Raw genomic sequence first — 25,810 nt, forward strand, 5'->3', positions numbered from 1 at the left:
GGTATGGCGTGGTGGTGTGGTGTCGTGATGCTCGCGGTCGCCTTGATCCCCGGCGCTCACGCTCAAGGTTTTCGTGTCCGTCCCCGCATCGCTCCACAGGAACTGCGGTGCATCAGGTGGGCCGCTTACCACTACTACAAGCCCACTGACCCGATGACGCTTCAAGGATTCATCGACCTTCTGGTCGCTGTCCGCATGACCGAAGGTGGGCGGGTCGGGCATATCAGCTGGAACCGCAACCACACCTATGACATCGGCCCGATGCAGATCAACAGCACGCACCTGGCGCAGCTCCAGCGTTTCGGGATCAGCTACGACGCGGTGTTGAACAACGCGTGCGAGAACATCGTGGTAGGTGCGTGGATTCTTCATGCGAACCTGGCCGAATCGCACGACCTGTGGACGTCGATCGGCAACTACAACACCGGCAGCTTCAATGCGCGGACGTGGCGTTCCAACATCACGTACCAGCGCCTCATCTGGCAGCACCTCCAAACGATATGGGCTGCCAAACTGACCCGCGGCAATGAGACAGCCGCGTCATCCGGGGATGTTGCCGAGGCAACACAATGAGCCCGCTGCCCCACCTTCCTCTCATCGGCTGGATCGCCGTTGCCGGCTCCTTGGGGTGCGAAGCCGGGCTCCACGTCGCGCGAACCATCCTGCGGCTTCCTACGCGCATAGAGGCGGCCTGGGTGCGCGATGCTCGCGACGTGCTCGGCCTTGAGCAGAGAGGCGCGTTTGCCGACAACGCGCCGGACTGGATTCCCATGCTCTCGCCGATGATCGTGATCCTGACCGGCCTGCTCACGGCTGTTGTCGTTTGGCGATTCGGCCCGGGCTGGCTGTCCCTCTCGGGCCTGGGCCTCACCTATGCCCTGATAGCCCTCGCAGGGATCGACGTTCGCACGCGGCTCCTGCCCGACCAGATCACCCTCCCGCTCCTGTGGCTCGGCTTGGCGGCAGCAGCCTTCGGGCTCCTTGTCCCGGCGCCTGCCGCGATTCTCGGCGCCGTTACCGGTTACGTCGCTCTGTGGGGCGTTCAGCAGGCCAGTCGGCTGCTCGGGGGCGCCGAGGGCATGGGGCAGGGCGACCTCAAGCTCCTAGCGGCCCTGGGTGCGTGGATGGGGCCTTCTGCACTGCCTCCCATCCTGCTTGCTGCCCTCCTGCTCGGTATCGCGTGCCATCTCTCGATGGTGTTGCTCGGGCGGCGCGCCCGCGGCGAGCCCTACGCCTTTGGCCCGTTCCTGGCTGTAGCTGGGTGGGCCTGGTTCATCGCGGGCCACGCCACCACCCACCGCTGGGTGCCCTTGGGTCACTAACGAAAACGCCGCCATTCGGCGGCGTTTTCGGCATGCCTCTCATCTCAGATCTGATCCCGTAGCAGCTGGATGGCTTCGTACCGGATGTTAGAGGCATCATGCCCGTACTTGTTTTCGTCCGCGAACTTATTCAACTCGGCGAAGGCCAAATCGCCAAGAGCCTTGATTGCATCAGGGAAGGTTGTGGAGGGATCGAGGCGACCAGCCTCCACGAAATTCAACAAGAACTCACGCGCAGCCAACTTGAGCTTGTTGGAGTTCGGTCGCTCCTTGCCGCATTCCGCCGCAATCCAATCGTGGGGGAATTCGTAGAGGTAGTCGGCCTCACGAACTCGGCGGCGATACGACTCTCGCGCCATGGCGTCGGCCACTTTATACGCGGTTTCGGCGATCGCGGAAGGATTGGAGTGAGGCTGGGCCGCGACCAAGGATTTTGCGATCTGGATAGCTGTCTCGTCGAAATATTGCCAATCGACAGTACGGGTTCGGTTCGTCGTTCCGTTACTCATAAACACCTCGTTGAAGCGCCTTGCAGGGCGCGAGATCGCGGCCACAGCTACGCGCTGTGGGTACTCTTGGTTTGGCTGAGGATGGCGCGTAGGCCACGAAGCGCGGCATCTCGATTTGCATGTTGGCTACGCTCGTGGGTGCAGACAACCATCGTGCCAGTCGGCTCGTGGATTGCTTCAACCCCATGCGGCATACCCACGCGCATGCGTGGCCGCTCGTGCGGCACGCCGGCGCGATCCATCACCGCGTCGATCTTGGCGCGCCAGTCGGCGACGAATGCGCTATGACTTTCGTCGGTCATGTCGCCCATCTGCATGTCGCCCATGGCATCCAGTAGGGCACCGCCGGACAGGTGGCGCAGAAGGAAATCGAACCGCGATGCCTCGGCCTCGTACTTCTTGCGCCATTCTTCCGCCCGCCGAGCATCGCGACGATCTATGGCTTGGAACAGGATATTTTCCATTCGGTCATCCATGGTTATCGATTGCACGAACGTGGTGCGAGCTTCGCCCCGCGGTCGCGGGTTTTGGCTTTTGACTTACCCACCCCCGGCCTTTGCGGGTTATTGATGGGCCTACCCGTGGTCAGTTACCGCTATTCTCTGACGAGCCTGCGCAACGCGCCATACAAGAACGCCGAAACGCCTCTCGTGGAACCAGGCGATCCCGCCTGCATGCCCGAGGTACAGACGATGGAACCGAAAGAAGACCACTGCAGCTGCCCGTGCGGCTGGGCCGGTCACGCCGGCGAGCTGCGTCATGTCCGCTTCGATGAAGTGAGGCCCGGCGAGGTCATGCCGCTCGGCATGTGCCCGCAGTGTCGCGACAAGGTAATGCCGATCCGCGGCGCGGCTTCGTCCGCGCCGCGCGTGACGATCACGATCGAAGGCGATGTGATCCAGGCCATCGAGTCCGATGGGCCGGTGGACGTGCTCACCATCCGCTACATGGACAAGAGCGATGATCCCGACGACATCGACCCGGAACTGATCCGCACCATCGGCAACGGTGAAGCCGTCTGCCACCACTACGAGCTTCGCCAGCACAGCGGTATCAGTCTCGACAACACCGCGCGGATCTTCCGCGAATACGAGATCGGAGGTACCCGCCATGGCGCTTGAACTCGAAGCGATTCATTGCCCCTTCGATAAGCGGTACGTGCTGCGACTCGATCACCGGGAGGTCTACCCGGACGATCCTGGCCAAGGCACGCCAGCGATGGTTGAAGGCCCGGGCGGCGCCACAGCGACCTACGGTGCGGCCACGGATTCGGGTGTGCTGATGGACTCGGCATGCACGGATCGCGAGATCCCGGCCAACGTGCAGGACTGGCTGTGTTCACTGGAAGATCGTGTGGAAACCTACATCAACGAAGCGCTTGACGCGCAGGAGGCGAACTGACATGGCGTTCAAACGAGGTGACAAGGTGACATGGGTCAGCCAAGCGGGCGGTAACACGCGCCGGAAGGTCGGTACGGTGGTTGCGGTGATCCCCCGGGGGAAAGAAGGGGCTGACCACGTGCGCAACTGCATCGATGCTTTGGTCAAAGCCGGTACGCACCGGAGCAGCTACGGTGGTGGATGGGGTCGAGACCACGAAAGCTATCTTGTCGAGGTCGTGGCGGGCGGCTCGCGCGCCAAGCGCGTGCTGTACTGGCCGGTCGCCAAACTTCTTGCCCCGGCCACTGCCGCGGACGAGGTGAGACAATGAACCGCGTGTTCGTTGACATGGATGGCGTCGTGGTGAACTTCGATGCCTTCCGTATCGCGCGTGGCTTGACTGGAGATCAAGTAAAAGCGATGCCAGGTGCCTACCTGCAGATGCCGGCGATCGAGGGAGCCATCGCCTCGGTGCGCAGCGTGATCGGCATGGGCTACGAGGTGTGGTTAGCTACCAAGCCGCCCACTGGCATCGCGCACGCCTATGGCGACAAGGCAGCTTGGGTGTTCGAGAACCTGCCCGAGCTGAAGCGACGCATCATCATCACGCACGACAAGGGGCTGCTGGGCGACGAGGGAGACTTCCTCTGCGACGATCGACCCCACAAGGCTAACTGCGAGCACTTCAAAGGAACGCTGTTGCGTTTCGTGGGTGGCTTCCATTGGCCGCAGGCACTGGAGGTGCTACGCAAGCACCGTAACGCAACCGCCCTGGCGGGTCGCGTAGTGGCATAAAGAGAAACCCCACCAAGCATGGCTTGGTGGGGTTTTGTCATCGGTGGCTCGACCAGCGCCGATTGGCGTGGCGGCGTTCGGCTACCGCCTCGGCGATCCAGTCGGCAAAGTATTCGCCGACCACGGCGCCGAAAGCGAACGCATCCGGGAGGGTGGCGATAGCGAGGAAGCCGATCGAGAGGCCCGTGACGGGCACGACGAACGGAAATTCCGGCACCAGATACACCAGCTGCAGCCACAGGCCGCCGAAGATGATTACCGCCATGGCAACGGCAATGGCGCCGCCAATACCTTCCGCGATGGTCACGCGGTCGTTGAGGATGCTCATGGATCACTCCTACGTTGCGAGCCCGATGGGGTCGCTTCGGAGGAAGGTGTCGCCGCCACTCGCCACGTGCCGTTGCGCCAGCGTGGCTAGAGGCAGGGCGCAAAAGGACGAAGCCCCGCACGTCATGGCGGGGCTTCGTTTGGGGTTCACGGGGTCAGCACCCCGTAAGTTGCGCGAACACGCGTTCGTAGTCGGCCCCTGTCGGGGATACCTCGCGACGATTGAGCTGGGCGTCCCGCGCCTCGATCTGCGCGATCTTTTCGATCGCGCCGCGCAAACGCTTGGCGATGACGGGATGCAGTCCCTGGTTCTCGAATTCCAGGGCGTATTGGATGTCGCTTTTGATGCTCATGCGTTCTCCACGTGTCCGCGATCGCGCGGACTTCGTAGTCCTAGAAAGCCCCGCCATCGCTCGCTCTTGTTGCGCCTCCGTGGCTGGCGACAGGGCGCAACACCATGTAGCACCCGCTGACGCTGCCTCAAGGAGAAGCCTGGCGTCGCCAGGCACGTGGAGAAGATCATGGCTGTGTGGTTCTACGTAAAGAATGGCTTGGCCAGCATGAAGACCCGTCGCGAGGACGTGGCGTTGGTGCGATTGGCGGTCACCAGCCCCGTGTTGGCGGCACGCCTGTTTGAGTTGAGCGAAACCATTCACGGTGGCGAACGTGACGTGGAGGTTCGCGTCGACGTTACGGAGGCTGCTGAGTGGTATGCCGAACGCCTGAACAACATCGCGATGCGCTCCATCCTCGTGATCGACCAGCGTGGCCGGTGCTTCATCGAGGGTCGGATGTGCAGAATGAATGAAACGAAGGGGGTGGATCTTCGGGAACCCTTCGATACGGTTACGGTTCCAGTCACCGAGGTGATCGCGTTCGCGCATCGCCCCTGCGATCACTACTGTGTGGGCAATGATGGCGTATCGCTCCCGCTGTTCGCAGCGGCCGTCAACGCCGCGAAGGCGCAAGAGGAGGGGCATCCAGCCAGTGGCGAGCCTGCGGTGGTCGTTGACGTCGAAATCCGCGACTGCGGCTACGGCTTCAGCGCGTGCGCCGTGATGAGCGATGGTTCGCGTGCCTTCCACACGAATCATCTGTGCGCCACCGCAGAACAGGCCAGCAGGGAGGTCGCGGTACGGGTCGGCGGAGCGGTGGGTCAGCGGAGGATGCACGCATGACGGCGTACATCGTGCTGTACCGCCCGGCCTCCGCGAAACCACTCGATGCCCCGGCAGGTTTTCCCTGCCAGGCTCATAGTGGCGACCAGGCTGAGCTGAAATGCGGCGAGGCCCATCCGGGTTGCGAGGTGCTTTGGCTCTGGGTCGGAACATCCCTGGTCGACGCACTGGATGACTACTACGGCGACTACTGCGGTGGCCAGCCGGTGTACTTGGCCAATGCGTGCGGCGAGCGCACGGGGCAGGGCACACAGGAGGTTGCGGAGGATGACCTGGCCAAGGTTCCGTTCGAGCACGGCCCGGGCGTGGTGTTGCCCTACCTCACCGAAATCGACAGCGTGAAGTACCTCCAGGGTAACCTGGAAGTGGCCTACAAGCATCAGCACTGGGGCGAGCACAACAGCAATCTCGGCACGGAGCGTGAGGTGCGCGCTTACTGTGACTCGGTGCGGGAATTCATTCGCCAACGGCTGCCGGCCGGGGCCATCGTCCTGCCTTTGGACGACGGCTATGAAGGCCGCATCACAGTGCAAGCGGCTATTCCGCTTGCACTGATCGAAGACGCGGATGATGCGCGGAAGAAGCTGGGGGCCATTTTCGGCACTGCGGCCGAACTCGCCGATGTGGCCGGCCTTACCGACCTTCCTTCATAACTCGCAACCCACGCCAGCTATATGCTGGCGTGGGTTCTTTGTGAGAATCGAACGCAACATCGACAAGAGTGTCCGACAGCTTCTTGATTGAAACAACGGCCTCCTGTTGTGCCTGGAGAATCACATGTCCTGCAACCACTGCTCCGCCGACTGCACCTGTCCCTTTGCGTTCACTGAAGCATCAGAGCGAGTTCAAAACTATGGATGTCTACCAACGCCGCAAGAGATCGTGCGTATGCGGGTAGTGCATGGCAAAACATGGGCATGCCATAGCGACACGTCGAAACCTTGTATTGGCGCGATCCGGCACCTTCGTGACGAAGGGTTGCCGCATAAGGTGCTCGACCCCGTACTCCTGACTGAGCAATCCGACTGGCCAAAGTACACAAGCCCAGCCGCCTAGCGATTCCGCGCAGCGCCGAACTTGCCGGCGATCCAGCCGACCCGGCCTCACCGCATGACCTGCCACCCTCGCCAGCTCCGTGCTGGCGAGGGTTTCTCCTATATACCTCCGGTGCCGCCCGGCTACCAAACACGCTCGCGCAACACATCGCGTGGCGACCCGACGCTCTTGGCCTGCAGAGCCTGGCGTCGCCGGGCATTTTTTAATCATTGGAGAAAGCTTATGTCTAAATCAAAGAGCGGTGCATGGCGCCGCAGATTCAAACACCTGGTCAGCAACAGCGTGAGCCTGCTGGGCGAGGTGCTGGTAGGCGCGTTGACGCTGGTAGGTATCGTTGCGATCGAGGCGCCGGTGGCTTATGGGCTGCACTGGCTTGTCGGTGTTTCCGGCAGTGCATCCCTGGGCTATTTCGTTTCCATTCTTGAAGTGGTGGTACTATGCGCCGACGCGATCTGCTTCCTTGCGATGCTCATCGTTTCGTTGCTGACGTTCCTGAAGGAGGTGCGCTGATGGACTACAACTGGGAAGACTTCAAGCGAGACTTCTTGATTGGAGCCAGGCGCGCTCCTCGCGACTTCTTTGCCCCGGTCGTGATTCTCTACCGGTGGGTCAAGAAGCATGCGAACGCGGCAGCTGAGCGGAATATCCGCGAGGCACGAGAGCAACACGCATCGCGCTGATGCCCGGGCCTGATTGCCCAGATACCCAAAACCCCCGCCAGTGATGGCGGGGGTTTCGTTTATGGGCAGGCCGTTACCAATCGAACGTAGGCAAGCCTTCGATGATGTCGCCATCGGAGTCCAGGCGCACCCACTCGTGCTCCCACTCCTTCACCTTGGCGAATACGTCCTGAAAGCACTGCGGTAGATCGTCCATCGGATCGTCGCCGACGAACACCAGGCTTCCGGTCGGCATGGGTACCACGCAAAGCCCCCACCGATTTCCGTTGCCAGCGAGCGTCTGGCCAGCCAGATCGGCACCGGTCTCCGCATCGAGGTGCGACGTCGACACAACCGGGGCGGTCATGATCCAGCCAGGTTTTGCTACAGGTGACATGCTGCGCTCCTTCATGCCCGGCGATGCCGGGCTTCGGAGTAGGGCGCGAATGGAGCGGCGCTCAGCCCGTTGCGTCCCTGTGCTTCATCACCCCGCCCGGGCGACCATCCCATCCCGGTAGTTTGCTATCAGCCGCTGGGCCGCCTGCGCGATCGCATCAAACGTCTCGCGAGCCCGGGCGGGGTCGCCCGTGGCGAGGCAGAGAGATTGCAGCGCAGCGCACGCGTCGGCCAGCGGCTTGCATCCGGTCGAGATGACCATGTTTTTCAGCGTATGAATCTGCTCGAATCGCGCCGCGATCGATGTTGCGCTGTTCCCAAGGGTGCACGCCGCCAAAGCGCCATCGAGATCCTTCAGGAGCGCATTGGCGAACTGGATGCAGGCGGAAGGATTGAGGTGCGCCAGGGTTCCAAGCTGCGAATCGGCCGAGACCGCAAGCGCGGCTCCGTCGAGGGAGATAGGTGGGAACTCCATTTCCGTAGAACTCCGCTTGGGATGCCCAATCTTTATGGTAAACGACGCGATCCCGGGCACCAAACGCCCCCGTATTGAGCCTCTTGCGTAGTAGCGGAAGGGGCCGTGGGCTATCATCGCCGGCTCACAACAGTAGGGGGAATGGTCGGGTTGTACCCGGGTCAAAGCCGATTCAATGCTGCTGCCAGCGTGCCGATGCCGATCGGTTTGCGAAGCACATCCAATGCGCCAAGGTTTGTCACTTCGGCAGCAACCTCGGGCGATGCGTCTGCAGTCATCACCATCACGGGAATCGTCCGGCCAGAGGCGGTGAGCTTCGCCTGCAGAGCCGTCAGGAATGCCGAGCCATTGAGGTTAGGCATGTGGAAGTCCACGAGAATGCAATCGAACGCCATCTGGTCGAGCAGGGTCAGAGCAACACCCGCGTCGTGTTCCACCACCGCGTGATGATTCAGAGAGCTGAGTGCATGGCTGATGAAGAAGGTGTTCGATACAACATCGTCGATGACCAACACCCACATGTCCCAATCACTCGCATGAGAATAGCGATCACCCGGCACGCACCCCCTTCGGCGCGACGAGCGAAACGATGAAGATTTTACGTCAACTGGAGAACAAGTTCTCCATCAACCCCGATCGCAACGAGCTGAGCCAAGCCTATCTGCGCGTCGTCATCTTCTTCGCGTGTATGGCTTACTGCTTCGCGCATTACAACACCGAGTATCTGCGCATCATCACCTTTTTCGGGTTTTGTGCGACCGTTTTCTGGCTTGTCATGGCGTGGCGCAGGATAGGGCCTGATCGTGCCCGCCACATAGGTGCAATGGTCTACGACTGCGCCATTGTTGGCCTCGCGATGATTGGCTTCGGCAGTGGCCTCATGGGCATGTTCGCCGTGCTGCTCTGGGTCTCCATCGGCTTCGGCTTGCGCTATCGGAGCCCGCTGTACCTGAAGCTCGGCATGTTGCTCACCAGTACGACGTTCATCGTTTCCGCGCTTGTCACGCACTGGAAGATCTTCGGTGTCTTCCTGACGCTGCTTTTCACGCTCGTCATCATTCCGCTCGCGTTGATGCGACCGATGACTGAATTGCTCCAGCTCCTCGAACGCCTTGCCGCCACCAACAAGCAGCTGGACGAAGCGAACAAGACCAAGAATCGCTTCATCTCGGACGTCTCGCACGACCTCCTTACACCGGTCAGCTCCATCATCGGCTACTGCCAGCTTTCGCAACCGTCCATCGACGGTATCCGCATCAGCGCGATCCAGCTGACGCGGCAGATTCGCGCCATGCTGGGTCGCACCGCGGTCGAAGACCTGAAATTTGACGAACCCTCCGAGCCCTTCGTGCCGGAAGAACTCCTGCGGCAGGTGGCCACCATCGTGAAGCCTCTTGCGCAGAGTCGCGGTATCACGATCGAGGTAAAGCATCGAGGCGTGCGTGGCACCTTCTACGGCCCTTACGATTCACTGTCCGTTTGCCTCATGAACCTGGTCAACAACGCCGCGAAGCACTCGGGTGGTTCGCTGGTGACCCTTTCCGTGTCGCGGGATGGGGAGGGGCTGGTGTTCGAGGTACGGGATGACGGCGCAGGCATTCCTCTGGCCGAGCGGGATCGGATCTTCGAGCGCTTCCAGCGTGGGGCGGCCAGGCCCGAAACCGAAGGACTTGGCCTGGGCCTGGCGATCGTCAAGGACACCATCGAAAGGATGGGAGGGCGCGTCGAACTCGAAAGCTCTCAGCTGGGTTCAACCTTCCGGCTCCATGCGCCCGTCACTGTGGCTTCTGGCGCCGCTCCAGTGAATGCCCCGATCGGCCCCTCACAACCGGCGACCGCAGTTACCCAGGCCGCGGCAGTGCTCTTTGTGGACGATGAGCTTCTTAGCCGAAACGCGTGGTCTTCGGTGCTGCGCGAGGCCGGATACAGCGTGCATGCCGCCGCCAACGGCATCGATGCGCTCGCCGCGATCGACGCCGGCAACCGCTACGATATTTGCGTGCTCGACTACCGCATGCCAGGCATGAATGGCATCGAGCTGGCCTCGGCGATCAGGGCGAGGCAGCCTGCCATGAAGCTACTCATCATCAGCGCCGACAAGGTTGGCGACCAACCCTCTGTGTTTACCCGGGCTTTGGACAGTCGCCTCCTCGACGGCGCTCTGCAGAAGCCCTTGCACCCTAGCGCGTTGCTGGCAACGGTCGAGCGTTTGCGTCCTGCGCAGCGGCTTCAGTCAGTCGACACTCAACCCACTCTCTCTTGAGCCCATCCATCTATGAAAATCTTCGTCACCGGTTCCTCTGGCTGTATTGCTTCGGCGCTTTTGCCTGCGCTGTGTTCCCAATCCTGGGTGGAATCGATCACCGGCATCGACGTGAAAGGCGGCGACTTCCAGCACGAGAAGTTCAAACCGCTCCAGCTCGACATGCGCGACGCGCAACTGAAGACCCTGATCCAGGGCCACGATGCCGTTGTGCATCTGGGCTTTGCAGTATCGCAAGGGAAGCTCTCTGACGCTGAGATGCGCAGCGTGAACGTCGACGGCAGTGCACACGTTGTCGATGCGGCGCGAGTCGCTGGCATTCGCAAGTTCATCAACATGAGCAGCATTTCGGTGTACGGCAGCGGCGAGAACATGGACGAATCCCGCACGCCTGCGCCTCCGACGTGGTTCGCCTACGCACAGCACAAGCTGGCCGTGGAGCAGTACATCCAACGCAATCTGCCCGAAGCCATCCAGTTCCGCGCCCACCTGGTGGAGGGCGCAAGAGCACAGAAGTTCCTTCGTGAAATCTTTCTGTTGCCTGTATGGCTTGATTTCGGCGCCAACGCGCCGAAACAGCAGGTGGTGCATGAGGATGATGTGGTGGACGCCGTGCTTGCCGGCCTCCAGCAAGACGTCCGAGGGCTCTACAACCTTGCCGCCCCGGACATCATCGCACTGGGCGGCGACTACATCCGCAAGGGCCAGGAGGAGGGCCGGAAGATCCGGCGCATGCGCTTTGGCATAGTCCGTGCTCTCGCGAAGGTCGGTCGCCTCTTTATCCAGAAGGATTTGCTGACCTTGATTTCGATGCTGGATACGACGTCGACCGCGACCTGTGAAAAGGCTGCTCGCGATCTCGGCTGGCGTCCCAAGCGATCCGCCTGGGACGCCCGTCTTGATGCACTGAAGTCGTTAGGCAAGGCTTGACCGCTGCGACATCCCTACGCTTGGCCATAGGAGGCAGATTAGGAGATGATGCGGCGCGAGGAGAATGAAAACCGTGGTCACATCGCGACGCATCGCGTCACTGCCTTTTCGGCCCAATGGGGTGCTATGGACGCCATAGCACCCCATCACGAGCGCGACGGATTCGCCTTTGTGGTCGCCGACGATCACCCCTCGGTGGCCATGGCGGTCTGCCAGATCTGCGAGAGCCGGCTTGGCGTCGCCAGGGAGCAGTTCGTCACTGCGCAATGCAGTCGCACCCTGCTCGAACTCTGTTCCAAAGCCAGCCCGCTTCCAAGGATCATCGTCCTCGACCTGGTGATGCCTGGTGACCTCAAGCGCGCTGCACTCGTGCGTGCCGTCCATGACGCCGATCGCTCCGCCAGGCTCGTGGTGTACTCGGCGGACGAAAGCCCCTTCCTGGTCAAGGCCGTTACGCGGGCCGGTGCGATGGCCTACGTCTCCAAGAGCAGCTCTACGTCGGTGCTTGTCGACGCCATCCTTGCGGTTAGTGAGGGGCGGACGTACACCGATAGCCGCATCGATTTCAGCGCGCTGGAGAATCACCCGTGGGTCAGCCTCACCGAGAGTGAGCGATCCGTCCTGCTCGCTTTCAGTCGAGGTCGCAACGCGAACGAAATTGTGGCCGCCACCGGTAGAAGCTATTCAACCGTGACCACGCACAAGTACAACGGCCTCCAGAAGCTGCAGCTCCGCGACGTGACCGGCCTTGTCCCGTACCTCTACGAGAACGGCCTGACGTGCGAACTTGATGATGACGGCCCGCTTAACCCAGATCAGAAATATGTGACGCACGTCTCATAATGAAGCGCGCTTCCACCCTCGTTGCGGAGGGCTGTGACCGGTGTCTCGTAACTTTCCCAATGGTCTTTGCCCGGGGCTCCCCTTATCTTTCTCCCCGTGATGTTGCCTGGCGTTTGTAAAGCAAGAGCGCGGGCGCAGCATGACAGGGGGGTGTACGGGGTTTCATCGCTCGTGCCGTGACCGCATCGCGATGCAGAGCAGCAAGCTGACTTCCTCACCTCCCTGGCATTTTCAGCCACTACAATGAAGTGGCTTCCCGGTTGCGTGGTGCTGCCGGTGGCGATCTAGCCGAGGAGACGGCCATGGATACACAGAAGTTGTTCGTGATGTTGCTGGAGCGCCTGCAAAACGACGGGGCGATGAATCCCACCTACATTGGAGAGTATGCCTGCCGCGATGCTCTGCCGAGTCGTCGTCGATATCCGCCGATCTATGCATGGGTGGATGGCGACGGGGCAGTGCACATCGATACCGATCGGGCGGCCCTTGCCCGGATCTGCGTCATCGAGTCCATCCGTGCAGGCAGTCCGCTGGGTTTCGGCGATCCCGTGGTGGCGCAGGCGGTGACCAGGTTCGTCGACCTGGCTACCGCGACGTGCGCATCGACCATGCGCGACATGGCCGCAGTGTTGCGGGCTCGCACACGCGTGTCCGCTCGCCAGCGGAGCATGGAGCGCTGGGCGATGGTGGCGCGCTAGTCCAGTCTTTCCTTTGAGCAAAAAGGAAACCCCGAGACCTTGAAAAAGTCTCGGGGTTTTTTGCATCAGCCTGCGGGCACCAACTCGCCACCGCCGACGACCCAGACCTTCTCGCCCGGGTAGAAGCCGCCACGGCGGCTGAACACCGCCACGGTTTGACCGCCATCGAGACGGACGATCACCTGCGCACCTGCGGTGCTGGCGTAAGCCACCTGCTGTGCAGCTCGCTCGTTGGCGCGCTGGTCAACCATGTGGCCCACCAAAGCGCCAATGGCACTACCTGCGCCGCCGGCGATCCACGATCCGCCGCCACGCATGTGGCGGCCGGCGAGAGCGCCTACTGCCGCACCCAGCACGCCACCGGCCATACTGCCGGCGTTGCTCTGGGGCTGGTACACGGCCTGCTGGCCATAACCAACCTGCGCCTGTGTCGCCGGCGCCGCGGCTATGGCGACGATCACGCCCGGCTGTGCCGATGCGGTCTGAGCCATCGCGGTTCCGCCGAAGGCGACCAGGGCCGCGAAAGCGGCCATCACAACGAAGATCTTGCGCATTGTCTTGCTCCAGTTGCCACGGGAATCCGTGGCTTCGAGGCAAGGCATCGCCAATCGTGGCCGGGAACTGTTGCGCGGCCGTCGCACTGCTGGAAACCCTGAAGCGAAGCGTTACCGCTTAACGTGAAATGCGACGCGTATCACGGTATCCTTCGGATTGCTGTTTCTGTGCAGTATCCACCACGCCACGCCAAGGAGTGCCACGATGCGATTGCTGGAAACGTCTCTTTACCTGTTGGGCTGCGGCTGCCTGGTCACGCTTGCAGCCATTTGCGCGATGCTTTGCTGGAGCGGGCCAGCCCTCGCGCACGCCTGGCCGCTCATCTGGGCGATCGCGATCACCGGCATCGCGTTCGGAATTGCCGGGTGTCACGGCATGCGGTGCATTCGCGCCATCCTGCTCGTTCACCTGTCCAATCGTTCGCGCGATGAAGTCCTGGATGCACCCGGCCTACCCTCGAATGATGTCCTGGTGCGAACCATCGATTCGGCGGCGGCCTAATCGCCGCCGGCGCCCGGCGAAACCTCGCCGGATACGAACGGGAAGCCTATCTGTGCGCCCACGTGCTCGATGCACGTGGGTTGGCCGTGGCCATCTTTGGCCGCCACTACGAGCCAGCCTCGCGAGACAAGCGACAAGGCCGTAGCTCGCCTGACCAGGCCGCCATCTGCGCCTCGGTAACTGCGCCCGCACAAGTTCAGCGAGCCCTGCGCAGCGATCTTTAGCGCATGCTTCTGTGCCCCGGTGAAGTGCTTGGGGCGCATTCGACGTTGGAGTGGCCTTTTCGTCATCCCGGCTCAGTCCGAACTGTGGTCAGCTACTTGGTTTCGATCCACGCCGCGAGCCACATCAGCGGCCCGGCGAGAATCAGCCGCCACAGCTCATCCTGCATATCGAAGCGCCAATTAAGCCGAAACTGCCGCACGCGTTTGTGGTTCTCGATGGTGTCTTCGCCTCGCTCAATCTTGGCGGTAGCTAAGGCCCCGCCGACTGACCACAGCAATAGAACCCACCAGATCATCGTCGAATCTCCAAAAGCATCATTCATTGGCCAGGTGCTTGATCGCAAGGATCTTGACTCGACGACCCCAATGCCTCAAGAGGTTGGCGACGGTCTCGTCCGCCGGTACGGCGTCGAGGTAGAGCGACGCATGACCATCCATGTCGATCACGCAGGCCGCGGCCGTGCACGGGTCGACTTGTCGATGCCCTGCAAGGTTCTCCAGCCTCGCGCTGATGTTCTGCAGATGAGCGATGCGCTCTGCGCTATCGGGCGGAAACGAGTTGGCATATCGGAGTTGCTCACGAAGCTCCGTGAAAACGTCAGGCTTGACGCCGTTGATCTCGCTTTGGCCGGACTTATCGCCGCCATCGTGCATGTCGCATCCGCCCTTCTTTCTAGTAACCGTGCGGACTTTAGCACCGTTTACGGTATACGCTGAAAGGTTTCGTAACCGTGCGACATTCGGCGCGTCGGCGAACTCGCGCAACAGTGGCGGCGCGCCGAATGTCGCACCTTCCCACGAAGGCCATCCTGTCGATGGCCATGCACGGAGATCCTGATGAGTGAAGCAACGACGGCGACAGAAGCCAATGCCGGTCGCCCGGCCTACCTGGTGGTACAGGAGGGCGGAACCTCTGGCGAGCTATACGTCCTCGCTGGCGAAAGCCGGGAAGAAGCCGAGGATCTGCGGGCCGGTTGCAGCCAGGCGAGCTACCGCACAAGCGCCGTGATTGAAGTCCCGGCCGTCCTGGCCGCCCATGGCGAGACGCTTTACGAGCTGATCGAGGAGATCTTGCGCGCCGAGCGCAGCTACTAGCCCACCTGATACCAGCGCCGCCCAAGCCCCAAGCTTGGGCGGTTTTTCTTTTCCACCCCATTGTTTTGCACCCCATCCATGCCTTGGACTGTGCTGAATAGTGTGTATTGCACGTTACAGGCGGTTCAGTAAAATCGACCCATGGGCAGAACCAGGGTTACGGGGGTCAAAGCCACCGGGGAGATGTACCCCGAGCTGCAGCACGCCTACGATTTCTTCAACCAGCGCCTGTTCGCGGGCATGCTGCCCCCATGCCTTATCACGCTGAATCGCTCGAAGGATACCTTCGGCTATTTCAGCCCTGGCCGCTTCGTGCGCTTCGACGGGCAACTCACCCACGAGATCGCCCTGAATCCGGCCTACTTCGCCGCCAGGCCGCTCAAGGAGACCCTGAGCACGCTCGTGCACGAGCAAGTGCACCTCTGGCAGGAGACGTTTGGGTCGCCCGGTCGCGGTCGATACCACAACGCCGAGTGGGCCAGCATGTGCGAGGCGGCGGGCCTGATGCCGTCCGACACCGGCGCACCAGGTGGCCGGCGCGTCGGCGATCGGGTGAGCCACTACATCATCGACGGCGGCCCCTTCGATCGAGCAGCGGATGCGCTGCTCACTGACCACTACCGGTTGTCGTGGATCGACCGCTTCCCGGTGGCCATTCCACGCGGCGCAGATATTCCGCCCGGCTACGTCCCGCCGGTAAATCTATCTCCAGCGCCGACCATCCAGATCGTCGGTGCGGTCGAGGACGACGACGAGGAGGAGCTTCAAGCCGCGGCGACGGCCCTGGCGAAGCCGCGACTACCTGACGGCATTTCGCTGGGCGCCGCCGAGGAGATTGTGGTGTGGCCGACCGATGAGCGCCGCAAGCCAACCAGGTCGAACTACCGCTGCCCGGATTGCGGTGACCAGGTGTGGGGCAAGTGCGGTATGGATCTCAGTTGCAACCCCTGCCACGCGAGGCTGGTCGAAACGCCCTTGTAGCTGCGCATCGCAGTGACGTTGGTCACGCATCCTGATAGGCGCTGGCCAGCCGAGCCGGTGCCGATGGTCTGTATTGGTGCTGGGGTAAACTATCTGCGCTCTGCGTTTGTGCAGATGCTCTAGTCGTCCATCAACAAGGCAGGAAGCAGATGAGCAACACTTTGCAGCCAGGTCAGCTCGGTTATCTGACCCTCGATAACTACCCGCATATCCCGATCCGAGTGAAGTACCAGCATTCGGCCGGTGGTGTCGATCACTACGAAATTCCCTCATCCGAAGCGGGAAGCACCGGCATCAGCACCACGATCAACGGCCAGCCTGCTGGCACGTATCACCATGTGCAGATCAATGGCGATCGCGATGTGCACGCCTATGATCCGACCGGCGTATTGAAGCCGATGCATTTCGGTAAGGGTGGCGTTTAGCGGCTAGCTCTTGTCGGCTGAGAGAGCGCCGCAGGCGCGTGCTCAGCCAGCGTAGCGATAAAAAGAAGGCTCGCAGGTATTCCTGCGAGCCTTCTTCGTATTGCCCAGGCAAGAGTTACTTCTTGGCGGCGGCTTTCTTGGGCGAGGCTTTCTTCGCTGCCTTCTTCGCGCTCTTGGTCGCGGGGCCGGCGATCAGCAGAGTCTCTGCCGTGACTCCCTTTTTCGATAACGCCTCAACGAACCACGCCGGCCGCTTGCCGCGGCCAGACCACGTTTGCGATGCGTCTGCCGGATTGCGGTACTTGGGCGCGACGGGGGCTTTCGGGAGCTTCGCTCCTCCTTTACGCCCGCGCGTTGGGTAGATCTCAACGATGGTCAGGCCAGCGCTCGCGAGAATGCTGTCGATCTTCGTCCGTACATCCTTGATGTGGTTTTGGCGTGCGGCGCTCATTTGCGCTTCGGCACTCTTAATCAGTGCCTGGAGTTCGGCCGGGGAGAGCGAGTCGAGATTGATTGCCATGGCGATCCTTGGAGTTAGAACAGCGCCCGTAGAGTACGGCAAAATCAGCGCCAATGATTCCAAATGGCGTTCGAGGAAAAAAATCCCCTGCCCGCGAGCGGGCAGGGGAGGGGGTATGGATCAAGCCGCGGTGGCGAATAGATCGGTTTGCTGTTCCGGCGCGGACGCCGAAACAGTGCCGAGCACCACCGACACTGCGTCGCCCAGATAAGCCAGTACGCGGAACACCGGGTTGTTGCGTATTCCGCTCCATGCCGGCCACCGATTCCGGTCCATGTCGGGCCAGGATTCCGGTCCATGCCGGGCCACCGTTCAGGAGCATGCCGGCAGGGGCGAGTGAAGCGGGTTGACCTTGGCTACCGTGCGCTCTTTTTCGAGTTCGAAGGAGAGCGGCGGTGGCACAACAGAGGTTGCCCGTGCGCAAGATTCGAGAAGTGCTTCGGCTGCGTGCCGAAGGGATCAGTGACCGCCAGATCGCCGTGGCCATCGGCTGCGCACGTTCGACGGTGCAGGACTGCGTCCGACGTTGCCGTGAAGCCGGCCTCGCGTGGCCGCTGCCCGCCGAGCTCACCGAGGAGATGCTGTACGCCCGGCTGTACTGCCGGCAGGTGCCGTTGTCGAAGACGCCGGCGCCGGATTTCACCCGACTGCATGCGGAGCTCAAGCGTCGCGGCGTAACGCGGATGCTGCTGTGGCAGGAGTACAAGGCCGCGCAGCCCGACGGCTGGCAGTACAGCGAGTTCTGCGAGCAGTACCGCCGCTGGCTGGGCCGGCAGGACGTGGTGCTGCGTCAGACCCACCGGCCGGGCGAGAAGCTGTTCGTCGACTACGCCGGCCAGACGATACCGGTCAGCGACCGGCTGACGGGCCAGGTACGCCAGGCGCAGATTTTCGTGGCCGTGCTCGGGGCCAGCAACTATACCTATGCCGAGGCGACCTGGACGCAGGCGCTGCCGGATTGGCTGGGCTCGCATACCCGCACGCTGGCGTTCTTTGGCGGCGTGCCGGCGGCGATCGTGCCGGACAACCTCAAGTCGGGCGTCGTGGCGCCGTGCCGTTACGAGCCGGCGCTCAACCCGTCCTATCAGGACTTCGCCGAGCACTATGGCGTGGCGATCCTGCCGGCGCGCGTGCGCAAGCCGCGCGACAAGGCCAAGGTCGAGGGCGGCGTGCTGATCGTGGAGCGTTCGATCCTGGCACGCCTGCGCGACCTGACCTTCTTCTCGTTGGCCGAGCTCAACCAGGCCATCGCGGCGCTGCTGGCCGAGCTCAACGCCAAGCCGTTCCAGCAGCGCGAGGGCAGCCGCCTGTCCCTGTTTGAGGCGGAGGAGCGCTCTGCGTTGCGTCCGCTGCCGGCGCACCCCTACGAGTTTGCCCAGTGGAAGAAGGCCAAGGTGCACCTGGACTACCACGTGCAAGTCGATGGCGCGTTCTACTCGGTGCCCCATGCCCTGGTCGGCAAGACGGTCGACGTGCGGCTCACGGCGCGCGGCGTCGAGATCCTCCATCGGCAGGTGCGCGTCGCCACGCACCGACGCAGCACCCAGCGCGGCCAGTTCACCACCGAGGAGGCGCACCGCCCCGAGCGGCACAGCGCCGTCGTCGAGCTCTCCCACGAGAAGCTCATGCAGCGCGCCCTCGCCATCGGCCCGGCCACGATGGAGGTGCTCACCCAACTGGTGCAGCGTCGCCGCCACCCCGAAGAGGCCTTGCGCGCCAGCCTCGGCATCCTGCGCCTGGCCAAGGATTTCAGCCCCGCCCAACTCGAAGCTGCCGCCGGGCGCGCCGTGGCGCTGGGCGCCTTCAGCTATCGCGCGCTGCGCGCCCTCATCGCCACACCCGACGAGTCCCCTGCGCCACCCATGCCACCGCTGATGCACGCCAACGTGCGCGGTGGCGATTACTTCCACTGACCAAGGAGCACCGATGTTGCACGAACCCCTGATCCGCGAGCTCAAGGCACTGCGCCTGAACGGCATGGCGGCCGCGTTGGCCCACCAGGGCAGCGAAGCCCGCGACCTCGACTTCGACGAACGGCTGGGCCTCATGATCCAGCACGAACTCACCGAACGCGCCAGCGTACGTCTCGCGCAACGCCTGCGCTGGGCCAAGCTGCCGCAAAGCGCCGCCCTCGAAGACCTCGATACCCGCACCCCGCGCGGACTCGATCCGCGCCAGCTCGCCCAGGTGCGCCACCTCGCCTGGATCGACGAGCACTTGAACGTCCTCGTCACCGGCCCCTGCGGCGTCGGCAAGAGCTTCCTCGCTTGCGCGCTCGCGCACGCCGCCTGTCGCGCCGACCACAGCGTGCGCTGCTTCCGCTTGCCGCGCCTCGCCGACGAACTGGCCCGCTACCGCGCCATGAGCAACCGCGCCGGTTTCCTGAAACTCATCGCCAAGGCCGACTTGCTGATCATCGACGACTTCGGCCTCGCGCCCCTGACCGACGAGGTCAAGCGCGACCTGCTCGAAATCCTCGACGATCGCTACGACAAAAAGTCCACCCTCATCACCAGCCAGCTCCCCGTCGACCAGTGGCATGCGTATCTCGCCGACCCCACCCTCGCCGACGCCATCCTCGATCGTCTGGTGCACAACAGCTACCGACTCGCTCTCACCGGACCATCCATGCGTAAACAGAAAACCGAAACGAAGAAGGCAAGCGCCTCGCAGATAGCTTGACGGCTCCCGCCGTCACCGCGACATTACCCCCACCGCTTCACCCCCTGCCGGCATGCTCCGGAACGGTGGCCCGGCATGAACCGGAATCGTGGCCCGGCTTCACCGGAATACGCAGGTTGTCGCGTTCCGCCGTGGATTCGGCAATCCGAACGTCCTGCAGCGTGGTCATCATCAGATCGTAGCTCGCCGTGAAGCGGCCCTTGAGGAGCGTGCAGAGCTTCTCGTAGGTTTCCTTTTGCCACGTGGTGACCACCTTGTTGCGGTCGATCTTGAACACCGTGTTACCTGGTGCGAGCGGGGCGTCCTCAAAGCTTCCCAGGCCACGGAAGCGCTCGATCGCAAGCTCGGCCTGGCCGGGGTGCTGCGCCTCCAGTCGACCGACTACCGAGTTGATGAAAGGGCCTTCGGTAGCGAGATAGTCGAACCGTGGCTCGAAGCCGTCGACCAGCACCAGGTTGACGCTGTGGTGATACTGCCGCGTCAGCTCGGTCGGCTCATCGAGACGATACAGCTGCATCCCGGGCAGGGTGGTCGGATCTGGCTTTGCCTTCGGCGGAGCCAGCGTTCTGTCAGGGCCACGCGTAAACCACGGGGGCGAAAAAGCACGCCACGGTGCGATGAGCGAACCGCTTCCGCAGTCGTCGTAGATCGCCGCCAACAGCTCTCCATCGCGGTAGGCTTCCAGCTCCACCGGTTGGCCAGCCTGCAACGCCGCCACCAAGTCGCCACGACCATGGTTTGCGAACTCCCGTGCCGCGAGATCCAGATTGCGGTAGGAGTCTTCCTCGTCCAGGTAGAGCGGGATGCTGGCCTTGAACTCGGTGCTTGCCCGCAAGGTAACCTTGAAGTCGTCCAGCCATTCCGGGGCGGCCAGTGCACGGCGATAGCTCTTGAGATGCAGGATGGGATCGATCTCTCCCCGCGGAGAGCGCAACATGCCTCCAGCGGCACTCGCCGCGGAGCGAATGATCCAATCCATGATCCGAGCGATTGGGCCGTAAGCGACGCACGACACCGAAAGATCGTGGGGGTAGACGTTCCTTTCGTAGGAACTCTCGAACAACAGATACATCACCGTCCCGGCCGTCGTGCGGAAAGCACAGACCCGCTTCTTGCAAAGTACCGTAGCACCCATGGAACTCTCCTCGTATCGGCCGCGAAAGGCGGCTCGTTCGATCGAGAGCGCCGCGATTGCGCTGGGCGCGGCGTTGCGGCGGCGTGGCAAGGCTCCCATCCGTGCCGGCCCGTGGGGCGTGTAGCAGCCGCCCGGCAGCACGGCAAAACCCCCATCCATGCCGGCCCGCCGGCGGGCGGGCGCTACGCGCCCCGTTGCGCGCGTCCTGCGCGCTTGCGGCTCCGCCGCGGTCTCCGGGAGGAGCTATCTGAGAAGTTGCACCTGCGACGTGGACATCACGAGTTGAGACCTCTCGGCTTGATAAACAATCTCGCGTCGGACAGCGCTTTCCGGTGACGCCGTTGACCTGCATCTTGTTGCTTCCAGTCCATGGGCGTTGCCACGTCGGGCAGCTTTCAAGCTTTTCGAGGATCGCTTGGCTTACACGCTGAAAGACTGCATTGCTCATAGGGTTACTCCTTGCACATGCCTCTCGATGAGAGGCTTCAGCTTGGAGTGATGGAGATGGTCTGCGGCTTGCGTTGTCCGGACGTGCTAGCTCATCCGTGATGACGTGATGACGACCGCCCACGACGATATGAAAACCCCCGCGAGCACACGTGCTGGCGGGGGTGGGGTATCAGGCGCGTTCGGGATAAAACAACGGTTCCGGTCGGATGCCTAAGCGTCGCAGCTTGCCAATCCAGTAACGAGCTGTTTGCAGCGACTCGCGGGACATGCGTCGATACTCACGACGCTGGGCGCGACCTTCCGCGTGTTGCCACGAGTCTCGCGAGCTTTCTCGGGCGTTGCGCAAGCACAGGCCGAGCTTGAATCGGCAGCGTTCGATTTCGCGTTCCTGGCTCATGGGGTCACCTAGTCGGCCGTACTGTCGATGATCTGACAACCGTTCGGTGAGACGCCGGGATCGAGAAGCATGATCGCGCACTGGCCCAAGGAGTGTTGTTCTTCATCGAGGTACGCGTTGGCTGTTTCATCGCCAAGCCCGTCCTCAAGGGCGCGATCCCGCGCAGCTTCGCGAAAGGCAGATTCGTCATGCACTGTTAGACAGATCGAAATACAAAGTTCCATCGCTGTGTTCTCGCTAATGCCGCCCGAAGGGACGGCTTCAACGAGAAGCGCCGGGGTCTCTTGAAAACGCGCGTTGCCCGGGCGTGCCATCACCGCGGCCATTGCGGCGCATGAAAAAGCTCCAAGCACGAGGCTTGGAGCTTTGAAGCATCAGGTTGCACTGTCGATCAATTCTTGCGTTGCCTCGTGCACACGCTCCTTGAAGTCCTGCAGTGAGCCCTTGACGTCAAACGTGACCTGGAACATCTCCCTGTACCCCGTGCATCCGCGTACATCGAGCATCACCATCACGTAGCTGAAGTAGGCGTGGACATTGCCGCTCAGCTCGTCCGCCTGGTCAGGCGTCAGGTGCTCCATCACCAAATGACCGGCACGGTTCCGCACGATGCCAATAGCATTCCAACCAGCGCATTCATCGTCGTTGTCGTAGCAGTAGGTGCTCCAGGCAAAGCTTTTCGAGAGCCATTCCAGTTTCATCTGGTGAAGGACGAAGCGCCTCTTGAACGCCAATTCATCCATCACGTCGACACCATGCACGTTGCGTAGTTTCCAGCCCTGCGGTGCGAGGATCTCGGTAGGGATGCCGAGCGACATGCCTGCCTTGATGCCGGCTTCGTCGAAGCCTGTTTGACCTCCGCTACGGATGACGGTGATCTTCTTGCCGCACGGATCGCTGAGCGCGGCCCTCAGTAGCTCGAAGGTGTACCTGTCGAGGTCTTCTTGTGCCACATCCCATCTCTCGTTGAGCGTGTAGAGGCCGTTGCCGGCGATGTTGATCGATATTTCCGCTTTGTCGATGCTGCGGATAGCCTTGCGAATGGCATGAACTGCAGCGCTGGTTGCGGCAGTACCGCGGTACTGGATCGGGCAATACACCTTGTTCTGCTCCAAGACTGCCCGCTTGGTCAGGCGCTCTCCCGCAGTGCTCATATCCTGGGCAATGGCGATGGTCAAATCGGCACTTGCGTTCGCAAGCGTGCGCCCGCGATAGCCAGAGTCGGGGTGTTGCGCGAAAGAGGGCAGTGCGTGGCCCCCTTCGCTGGTTGTTGCCGAGGCCGGAATCGGTGGAATGGTGTTCATCGGGGTACTCCGTATCCGCCCAACGGGGCGGCTTCGGCGGAGAGCGACTTCAGTTCGCGAACCCGCGCGTTGCCTGCGCGTGCCATGCGGATCTGCGGCATAAAAAAGCTCCAGGCACGTGGCCTGGAGCTGGTGTGACGTCGTTATTCGCCCGGGTTGGCGGTTGCCGTTTGGCGCAGGAGTTCGTATGCCTTGCTGCGGAGTTGCATGGCTTCCTCGGGGAGGAAGAAGTCCACTCCCGCGCTTCGTCGAGCTTCCGTTCCTTCCCGCAACGCGTTATCGAGCGGGCGAACTGCAGTGCCTTCGGGCATCAGGACGTCGATTTCCTCAGACGTCGGGGACTCCACCCAAAGGATGAGTTGCTCGGTGGAGCCGTCGCCCACGAAACCCGGTAGCTGAACCTCCCAGACAGGGTAGGGGGCATGGTGTTCGTCGGGCTCGCCCCCTTCCTCGCCGTACTCCACCAACGGGTGATTCACCACGTAATCGCTCAGGCGAGCAACAGCCTCCTTTTCGGCCGCCGTTGCTGCGGTTCGATTCGCTAGATCACAGACCGCCTCGATATCCTTGATGCGCTGCGGCTCGCTGTCCCATTCCCGGAAAGCGTCGGCCGTGTTCATGTATTGCACGTCGTGTCTGGCAATCCGAGCGGCCCAGCCCCCATGTTCTCCTGGCCGCGCCTTGTTGCTGCGGTAGCTAGCCATGAGGTCGATATGCGGCGTGTCGGCCATGATCGGCGACTTCAGAATGTCCTTCAGCACCGATTCGATGAACTCGTCGTCGGCGCACTTCCTGGCTTCAGCGATCAGCGGTATCGCGACGACTGAATCGTCGAGCGTGTTCAAGAACTCACTGCTGACGATGAGGCTGGGATCGATGGCGTAGAGGTAGTAGTTGTCCCCGCTTTCCTCCAGCGTGAATCCCATTTCTTCCAGCAGCAAGCGATGGTGCGACTGGATTGCTGCTGCCGGTATATCAGTCATCACGGTGATGGTTTCGTGCGCGTCTGCCATGGCAGATTTCCTACATGCTGACCAAAGGGTCAGCTTCAGCAGGAGGCAGCTTGAAGCCCCTATTTCGCGCGTTGCTTGTGCGTGTCACAGGCCATCACGTAAACGTGTTCGGGAGGTGTGATGGAAGATGACCAACAACTACGACCGATCTCTCAGTGTCCCAGTGAAAATACAATCGAAATGCCCGGGCTTCGTCGCGACTGCTGTCGCCTTGAATGTGCTGGTCGAGTTCCACGGATCGTCGATGCCAGTTCACTAGATACGCGGGACGCGTGCGCCGATCCAGCACAGCCGCCCCCGTTGGGCCACAGGTAAGGTGCTCGGCGGTCAGAAACGTTTCCCAGGCCAGTCTCGCACCGGCGTCGCCTGCTGCCCGCATTGACCAATAGTGCTCCGCCATCGCTTGAAGAACTCGGTAGACCAACGCGTGATCGTTGAAGGCGCTCTTTCGCGCAGCGCGGGCCGCCTTGGCATGCACTACGACGCGTCCGCGCAGGTTGGCCTGAGCCCAGCTAGCCAAGCCCTTGAACGACGCGGTTGGTGGAGCGGTAGGCAACAAGATCTCGGCCGCTTCGCCCTGGGTACCGCCATCGCGGCTCCGTTCGCTCCGCAATCGGAAAACCTCCGCACGCAACTGGTCAATCTGGTCGGACTGCTGTCGGATGACAAGCTCCAATCGCTTCTGCTGCTCGACGTCCACGGGCTCCGCAGTAACGCTCGGCGGCACTGATGCGGGAGGCGTCCCTTCCGTCAGGGGTTCGCGGCGCATTCGCTCTGCGGTCTCAGCACGCGCTCGTAGCCTTTCGGATACCGCCCGGGAGGTTTCAAGCTCCATTTGCAGTTGCTTAATGTGAGTGGTCAATTTCCGCTCGACGCGACGATGTTCCTCCGCGGCGGCGCGCGTAGCCTTTGCCGAGGTTGATTCAGTCAGCTCCTCAAGGAGGCGTTCGCGGTAGACAATGCGCTCATGAAGCCCTTCGAGTTGTTCGCTGAGAAGCACGTCCGGGAGTTCCGCTTCTTCGTCATCATCCCTGTTCGGCGGTAATCGAACTGACTCAAGCCAGTCCAGGACTGCAGCTAATACAGGCTCATGATCGGCGCCGCCAACGGCCATCCACAAAATCTGGACATAAAGTGGGCTCGTGATGTCGTCGGCAAACTCGAAGTCACGGTTGTCGGATGAACAGAACAACGTCACGTCGACGTGGACGGCGCCGATCCCTTGCGGTACGAGCGCACTGGTTCCGATCGTTGTGGTAACGGAATACTCGTCCTCTGCCATGCATAGGGGCGTCTGCGTCCGTGCTGCGAGGGTGGCGAGCGACTTCACGCCCGGAAAGAGGAATTGCGGGTCAGCAGTTGTCAGGCGATCGCCATTCCCGCACAGCGTGCCGGTCAGGTGAATCCCCAGCATCGCCATGGCAAGCGTCACGAAACGCAATGGCGTAGGATCGGCGGCGAGCATGAAAGCCCTCTGACCTACCGTGCTATCAGGGCTGGTTGGCATGGTGGTCATGCGGCGCTCGCCTCTTGCTTACTGGTTTCGGTGAGCGGATAGTAGTTCGGCGGCACCACGATGGCGTAGCCGCTGAGAATGCAACCGGCGCCGCCCATTCGGCGCTCTCGCCAGCTGGCTGTGCAATTCAGCCACGCGCGCTTCTCGGCCTGTTTTTTGCGGCCAGGCCCGGCTCCTGGGC

The 25,810-nt window shown here is 62.1% G+C and carries 37 protein-coding genes and 1 pseudogene; 20 read left to right on the forward strand and 18 right to left on the reverse strand.

Going from position 1 to position 25,810, the window contains the following annotated elements; genetic code table 11:
- The first annotated feature begins 27 nt into the window (after positions 1 to 27).
- Together AB7849_RS15455 and AB7849_RS15460 are read left to right on the forward strand one after the other, a co-directional pair.
- The gene (locus AB7849_RS15455; RefSeq protein ID WP_369501320.1) at positions 28 to 573 is read left to right on the forward strand and encodes a lytic transglycosylase domain-containing protein; all 546 of its coding nucleotides are present in this window, start codon (positions 28 to 30) and stop codon (positions 571 to 573) included.
- Positions 570 to 1,322, forward strand: a complete 753-nt coding sequence (locus AB7849_RS15460) for a prepilin peptidase (protein WP_369501321.1) — start codon at positions 570 to 572, stop codon at positions 1,320 to 1,322. The genes AB7849_RS15455 and AB7849_RS15460 overlap by 4 nt, the downstream gene beginning before the upstream one ends.
- 44 nt (positions 1,323 to 1,366) lie before the next feature.
- On the opposite strand, the gene AB7849_RS15465 is transcribed toward AB7849_RS15460, so the two are convergent.
- Both AB7849_RS15465 and AB7849_RS19545 read right to left on the reverse strand, forming a co-directional pair.
- Positions 1,367 to 1,831, reverse strand: a complete 465-nt coding sequence (locus tag AB7849_RS15465; RefSeq protein ID WP_369501322.1) for a hypothetical protein — start codon at positions 1,829 to 1,831, stop codon at positions 1,367 to 1,369.
- A gap of 77 nt (positions 1,832 to 1,908) precedes the next feature.
- Positions 1,909 to 2,013 (reverse strand): annotated as a pseudogene (locus AB7849_RS19545) (peptide chain release factor family protein); the annotation flags it as partial.
- 261 nt (positions 2,014 to 2,274) lie between these two features.
- On the opposite strand from AB7849_RS19545, the gene AB7849_RS15475 reads away from it, so the two are divergent.
- Genes AB7849_RS15475 through AB7849_RS15490 form a run of 4 tightly spaced genes read left to right on the forward strand, consistent with a single transcriptional unit; the run spans position 2,275 to position 4,006 of the window.
- Positions 2,275 to 2,952 carry a hypothetical protein gene (locus tag AB7849_RS15475; RefSeq protein WP_369501323.1) on the forward strand — a complete coding sequence of 226 codons (678 nt, stop codon included), beginning with the start codon at positions 2,275 to 2,277 and terminating at the stop codon, positions 2,950 to 2,952.
- A complete protein-coding gene (locus tag AB7849_RS15480; RefSeq protein ID WP_369501324.1) occupies positions 2,942 to 3,232 on the forward strand; it encodes a hypothetical protein in 291 nt (96 codons plus the stop codon). The genes AB7849_RS15475 and AB7849_RS15480 overlap by 11 nt, the downstream gene beginning before the upstream one ends.
- 1 nt (position 3,233) lies before the next feature.
- Positions 3,234 to 3,542 carry a hypothetical protein gene (locus tag AB7849_RS15485; RefSeq protein WP_369501325.1) on the forward strand — a complete coding sequence of 103 codons (309 nt, stop codon included), beginning with the start codon at positions 3,234 to 3,236 and terminating at the stop codon, positions 3,540 to 3,542.
- Positions 3,539 to 4,006, forward strand: a complete 468-nt coding sequence (locus AB7849_RS15490) for a 5' nucleotidase, NT5C type (RefSeq protein ID WP_369501326.1) — start codon at positions 3,539 to 3,541, stop codon at positions 4,004 to 4,006. Before AB7849_RS15485 ends, AB7849_RS15490 begins: the two co-directional genes overlap by 4 nt.
- A 37-nt stretch (positions 4,007 to 4,043) precedes the next feature.
- Here the strand turns inward: AB7849_RS15490 and AB7849_RS15495 are convergent, their stop codons facing one another.
- A complete protein-coding gene (locus tag AB7849_RS15495; RefSeq protein WP_369501328.1) occupies positions 4,044 to 4,334 on the reverse strand; it encodes a hypothetical protein in 291 nt (96 codons plus the stop codon).
- A gap of 154 nt (positions 4,335 to 4,488) precedes the next feature.
- Positions 4,489 to 4,686, reverse strand: coding sequence for a hypothetical protein (locus AB7849_RS15500; protein WP_369501329.1), 198 nt, complete (start codon positions 4,684 to 4,686; stop codon positions 4,489 to 4,491).
- A gap of 168 nt (positions 4,687 to 4,854) precedes the next feature.
- On the opposite strand from AB7849_RS15500, the gene AB7849_RS15505 reads away from it, so the two are divergent.
- The 4 genes from AB7849_RS15505 (at position 4,855) to AB7849_RS15520 (ending at position 7,247) form a co-directional block, all read left to right on the forward strand.
- Positions 4,855 to 5,511, forward strand: a complete 657-nt coding sequence (locus AB7849_RS15505) for a hypothetical protein (protein WP_369501330.1) — start codon at positions 4,855 to 4,857, stop codon at positions 5,509 to 5,511.
- On the forward strand, positions 5,508 to 6,164 hold the full coding sequence (locus AB7849_RS15510) for a hypothetical protein (RefSeq protein ID WP_369501331.1): 657 nt from the start codon (positions 5,508 to 5,510) through the stop codon (positions 6,162 to 6,164). The genes AB7849_RS15505 and AB7849_RS15510 overlap by 4 nt, the downstream gene beginning before the upstream one ends.
- 625 nt (positions 6,165 to 6,789) lie before the next feature.
- The gene (locus tag AB7849_RS15515) at positions 6,790 to 7,077 is read left to right on the forward strand and encodes a hypothetical protein (protein WP_369501332.1); all 288 of its coding nucleotides are present in this window, start codon (positions 6,790 to 6,792) and stop codon (positions 7,075 to 7,077) included.
- Entirely contained in the window at positions 7,077 to 7,247 is a 171-nt protein-coding gene (locus AB7849_RS15520) for a hypothetical protein (protein WP_369501333.1), read from the forward strand. The genes AB7849_RS15515 and AB7849_RS15520 overlap by 1 nt, the downstream gene beginning before the upstream one ends.
- Before the next feature lie 73 nt (positions 7,248 to 7,320).
- On the opposite strand, the gene AB7849_RS15525 is transcribed toward AB7849_RS15520, so the two are convergent.
- From AB7849_RS15525 to AB7849_RS15535, 3 genes are all read right to left on the reverse strand, one after another.
- Positions 7,321 to 7,623, reverse strand: a complete 303-nt coding sequence (locus AB7849_RS15525; RefSeq protein WP_369501334.1) for a hypothetical protein — start codon at positions 7,621 to 7,623, stop codon at positions 7,321 to 7,323.
- Between the two features lie 87 nt (positions 7,624 to 7,710).
- Positions 7,711 to 8,097, reverse strand: a complete 387-nt coding sequence (locus tag AB7849_RS15530; protein ID WP_369501335.1) for an Hpt domain-containing protein — start codon at positions 8,095 to 8,097, stop codon at positions 7,711 to 7,713.
- Positions 8,098 to 8,258: 161 nt separating this feature from the next.
- Positions 8,259 to 8,612, reverse strand: coding sequence for a response regulator (locus AB7849_RS15535; RefSeq protein ID WP_369501336.1), 354 nt, complete (start codon positions 8,610 to 8,612; stop codon positions 8,259 to 8,261).
- A gap of 74 nt (positions 8,613 to 8,686) precedes the next feature.
- On the opposite strand from AB7849_RS15535, the gene AB7849_RS15540 reads away from it, so the two are divergent.
- The 4 genes from AB7849_RS15540 to AB7849_RS15555 all read left to right on the forward strand — a co-directional run bounded on the left by AB7849_RS15540 (position 8,687) and on the right by AB7849_RS15555 (position 12,831).
- Complete coding sequence (locus AB7849_RS15540) at positions 8,687 to 10,360, forward strand: ATP-binding response regulator (RefSeq protein ID WP_369501337.1); 1,674 nt, start codon at positions 8,687 to 8,689, stop codon at positions 10,358 to 10,360.
- A gap of 12 nt (positions 10,361 to 10,372) precedes the next feature.
- Positions 10,373 to 11,290: an NAD-dependent epimerase/dehydratase family protein gene (locus AB7849_RS15545; RefSeq protein WP_369501338.1), complete on the forward strand. Its 918-nt coding sequence runs from the start codon at positions 10,373 to 10,375 to the stop codon at positions 11,288 to 11,290.
- Positions 11,291 to 11,335: 45 nt separating this feature from the next.
- Complete coding sequence (locus tag AB7849_RS15550; RefSeq protein WP_369501339.1) at positions 11,336 to 12,133, forward strand: response regulator; 798 nt, start codon at positions 11,336 to 11,338, stop codon at positions 12,131 to 12,133.
- Positions 12,134 to 12,435: 302 nt separating this feature from the next.
- The gene (locus AB7849_RS15555; RefSeq protein WP_369501340.1) at positions 12,436 to 12,831 is read left to right on the forward strand and encodes a hypothetical protein; all 396 of its coding nucleotides are present in this window, start codon (positions 12,436 to 12,438) and stop codon (positions 12,829 to 12,831) included.
- Between the two features lie 65 nt (positions 12,832 to 12,896).
- Here the strand turns inward: AB7849_RS15555 and AB7849_RS15560 are convergent, their stop codons facing one another.
- Positions 12,897 to 13,385, reverse strand: coding sequence for a glycine zipper 2TM domain-containing protein (locus tag AB7849_RS15560; RefSeq protein WP_369501341.1), 489 nt, complete (start codon positions 13,383 to 13,385; stop codon positions 12,897 to 12,899).
- 205 nt (positions 13,386 to 13,590) lie between these two features.
- On the opposite strand from AB7849_RS15560, the gene AB7849_RS15565 reads away from it, so the two are divergent.
- Entirely contained in the window at positions 13,591 to 13,887 is a 297-nt protein-coding gene (locus AB7849_RS15565; RefSeq protein ID WP_369501342.1) for a hypothetical protein, read from the forward strand.
- A gap of 316 nt (positions 13,888 to 14,203) precedes the next feature.
- On the opposite strand, the gene AB7849_RS15570 is transcribed toward AB7849_RS15565, so the two are convergent.
- Both AB7849_RS15570 and AB7849_RS15575 read right to left on the reverse strand, forming a co-directional pair.
- Complete coding sequence (locus AB7849_RS15570; protein WP_369501343.1) at positions 14,204 to 14,407, reverse strand: hypothetical protein; 204 nt, start codon at positions 14,405 to 14,407, stop codon at positions 14,204 to 14,206.
- Positions 14,408 to 14,426: 19 nt separating this feature from the next.
- Positions 14,427 to 14,765 carry a hypothetical protein gene (locus AB7849_RS15575; RefSeq protein WP_369501344.1) on the reverse strand — a complete coding sequence of 113 codons (339 nt, stop codon included), beginning with the start codon at positions 14,763 to 14,765 and terminating at the stop codon, positions 14,427 to 14,429.
- Between the two features lie 183 nt (positions 14,766 to 14,948).
- Here AB7849_RS15575 and AB7849_RS15580 point away from each other — a divergent pair, with 183 nt between their 5' ends.
- The 3 genes from AB7849_RS15580 to AB7849_RS15590 all read left to right on the forward strand — a co-directional run bounded on the left by AB7849_RS15580 (position 14,949) and on the right by AB7849_RS15590 (position 16,612).
- A complete protein-coding gene (locus AB7849_RS15580; protein WP_369501345.1) occupies positions 14,949 to 15,206 on the forward strand; it encodes a hypothetical protein in 258 nt (85 codons plus the stop codon).
- A gap of 183 nt (positions 15,207 to 15,389) precedes the next feature.
- Positions 15,390 to 16,187 carry a SprT-like domain-containing protein gene (locus AB7849_RS15585; protein WP_369501346.1) on the forward strand — a complete coding sequence of 266 codons (798 nt, stop codon included), beginning with the start codon at positions 15,390 to 15,392 and terminating at the stop codon, positions 16,185 to 16,187.
- Positions 16,188 to 16,336: 149 nt separating this feature from the next.
- Positions 16,337 to 16,612, forward strand: coding sequence for a hypothetical protein (locus AB7849_RS15590; RefSeq protein WP_369501347.1), 276 nt, complete (start codon positions 16,337 to 16,339; stop codon positions 16,610 to 16,612).
- Between the two features lie 115 nt (positions 16,613 to 16,727).
- Here the strand turns inward: AB7849_RS15590 and AB7849_RS15595 are convergent, their stop codons facing one another.
- Positions 16,728 to 17,132 (reverse strand): H-NS histone family protein, encoded by a 405-nt coding sequence (locus AB7849_RS15595; RefSeq protein WP_369501348.1) that lies wholly within the window; start codon positions 17,130 to 17,132, stop codon positions 16,728 to 16,730.
- Between the two features lie 120 nt (positions 17,133 to 17,252).
- Complete coding sequence (locus tag AB7849_RS15600) at positions 17,253 to 17,408, reverse strand: hypothetical protein (RefSeq protein ID WP_369501349.1); 156 nt, start codon at positions 17,406 to 17,408, stop codon at positions 17,253 to 17,255.
- A 140-nt stretch (positions 17,409 to 17,548) separates the two neighbouring features.
- Between AB7849_RS15600 and istA the strand changes: the two genes are divergently transcribed.
- Positions 17,549 to 19,045 carry an IS21 family transposase gene (gene istA, locus AB7849_RS15605; protein ID WP_369501350.1) on the forward strand — a complete coding sequence of 499 codons (1,497 nt, stop codon included), beginning with the start codon at positions 17,549 to 17,551 and terminating at the stop codon, positions 19,043 to 19,045.
- A 13-nt stretch (positions 19,046 to 19,058) separates the two neighbouring features.
- Positions 19,059 to 19,814, forward strand: a complete 756-nt coding sequence (gene istB, locus AB7849_RS15610) for an IS21-like element helper ATPase IstB (RefSeq protein ID WP_369501351.1) — start codon at positions 19,059 to 19,061, stop codon at positions 19,812 to 19,814.
- 37 nt (positions 19,815 to 19,851) lie between these two features.
- Here istB and AB7849_RS15615 read toward each other — a convergent pair whose 3' ends face one another.
- The 6 genes from AB7849_RS15615 to AB7849_RS15640 all read right to left on the reverse strand — a co-directional run bounded on the left by AB7849_RS15615 (position 19,852) and on the right by AB7849_RS15640 (position 25,629).
- A complete protein-coding gene (locus tag AB7849_RS15615) occupies positions 19,852 to 21,108 on the reverse strand; it encodes a hypothetical protein (RefSeq protein ID WP_369501352.1) in 1,257 nt (418 codons plus the stop codon).
- A 460-nt stretch (positions 21,109 to 21,568) separates the two neighbouring features.
- A complete protein-coding gene (locus AB7849_RS15620; protein ID WP_369501353.1) occupies positions 21,569 to 21,796 on the reverse strand; it encodes a hypothetical protein in 228 nt (75 codons plus the stop codon).
- 8 nt (positions 21,797 to 21,804) lie between these two features.
- Positions 21,805 to 22,122 carry a hypothetical protein gene (locus tag AB7849_RS15625; protein WP_369501354.1) on the reverse strand — a complete coding sequence of 106 codons (318 nt, stop codon included), beginning with the start codon at positions 22,120 to 22,122 and terminating at the stop codon, positions 21,805 to 21,807.
- A 48-nt stretch (positions 22,123 to 22,170) separates the two neighbouring features.
- On the reverse strand, positions 22,171 to 23,100 hold the full coding sequence (locus tag AB7849_RS15630; protein WP_369501355.1) for a hypothetical protein: 930 nt from the start codon (positions 23,098 to 23,100) through the stop codon (positions 22,171 to 22,173).
- A 143-nt stretch (positions 23,101 to 23,243) separates the two neighbouring features.
- Entirely contained in the window at positions 23,244 to 24,113 is an 870-nt protein-coding gene (locus AB7849_RS15635; protein ID WP_369501356.1) for a hypothetical protein, read from the reverse strand.
- Positions 24,114 to 24,207: 94 nt separating this feature from the next.
- Entirely contained in the window at positions 24,208 to 25,629 is a 1,422-nt protein-coding gene (locus AB7849_RS15640; protein WP_369501357.1) for a hypothetical protein, read from the reverse strand.
- Positions 25,630 to 25,810 lie beyond the last annotated feature (181 nt).

It is taken from the genome of Rhodanobacter sp. FW021-MT20 (genome assembly GCF_041107475.1).
GTDB lineage: Bacteria > Pseudomonadota > Gammaproteobacteria > Xanthomonadales > Rhodanobacteraceae > Rhodanobacter_A > Rhodanobacter_A glycinis.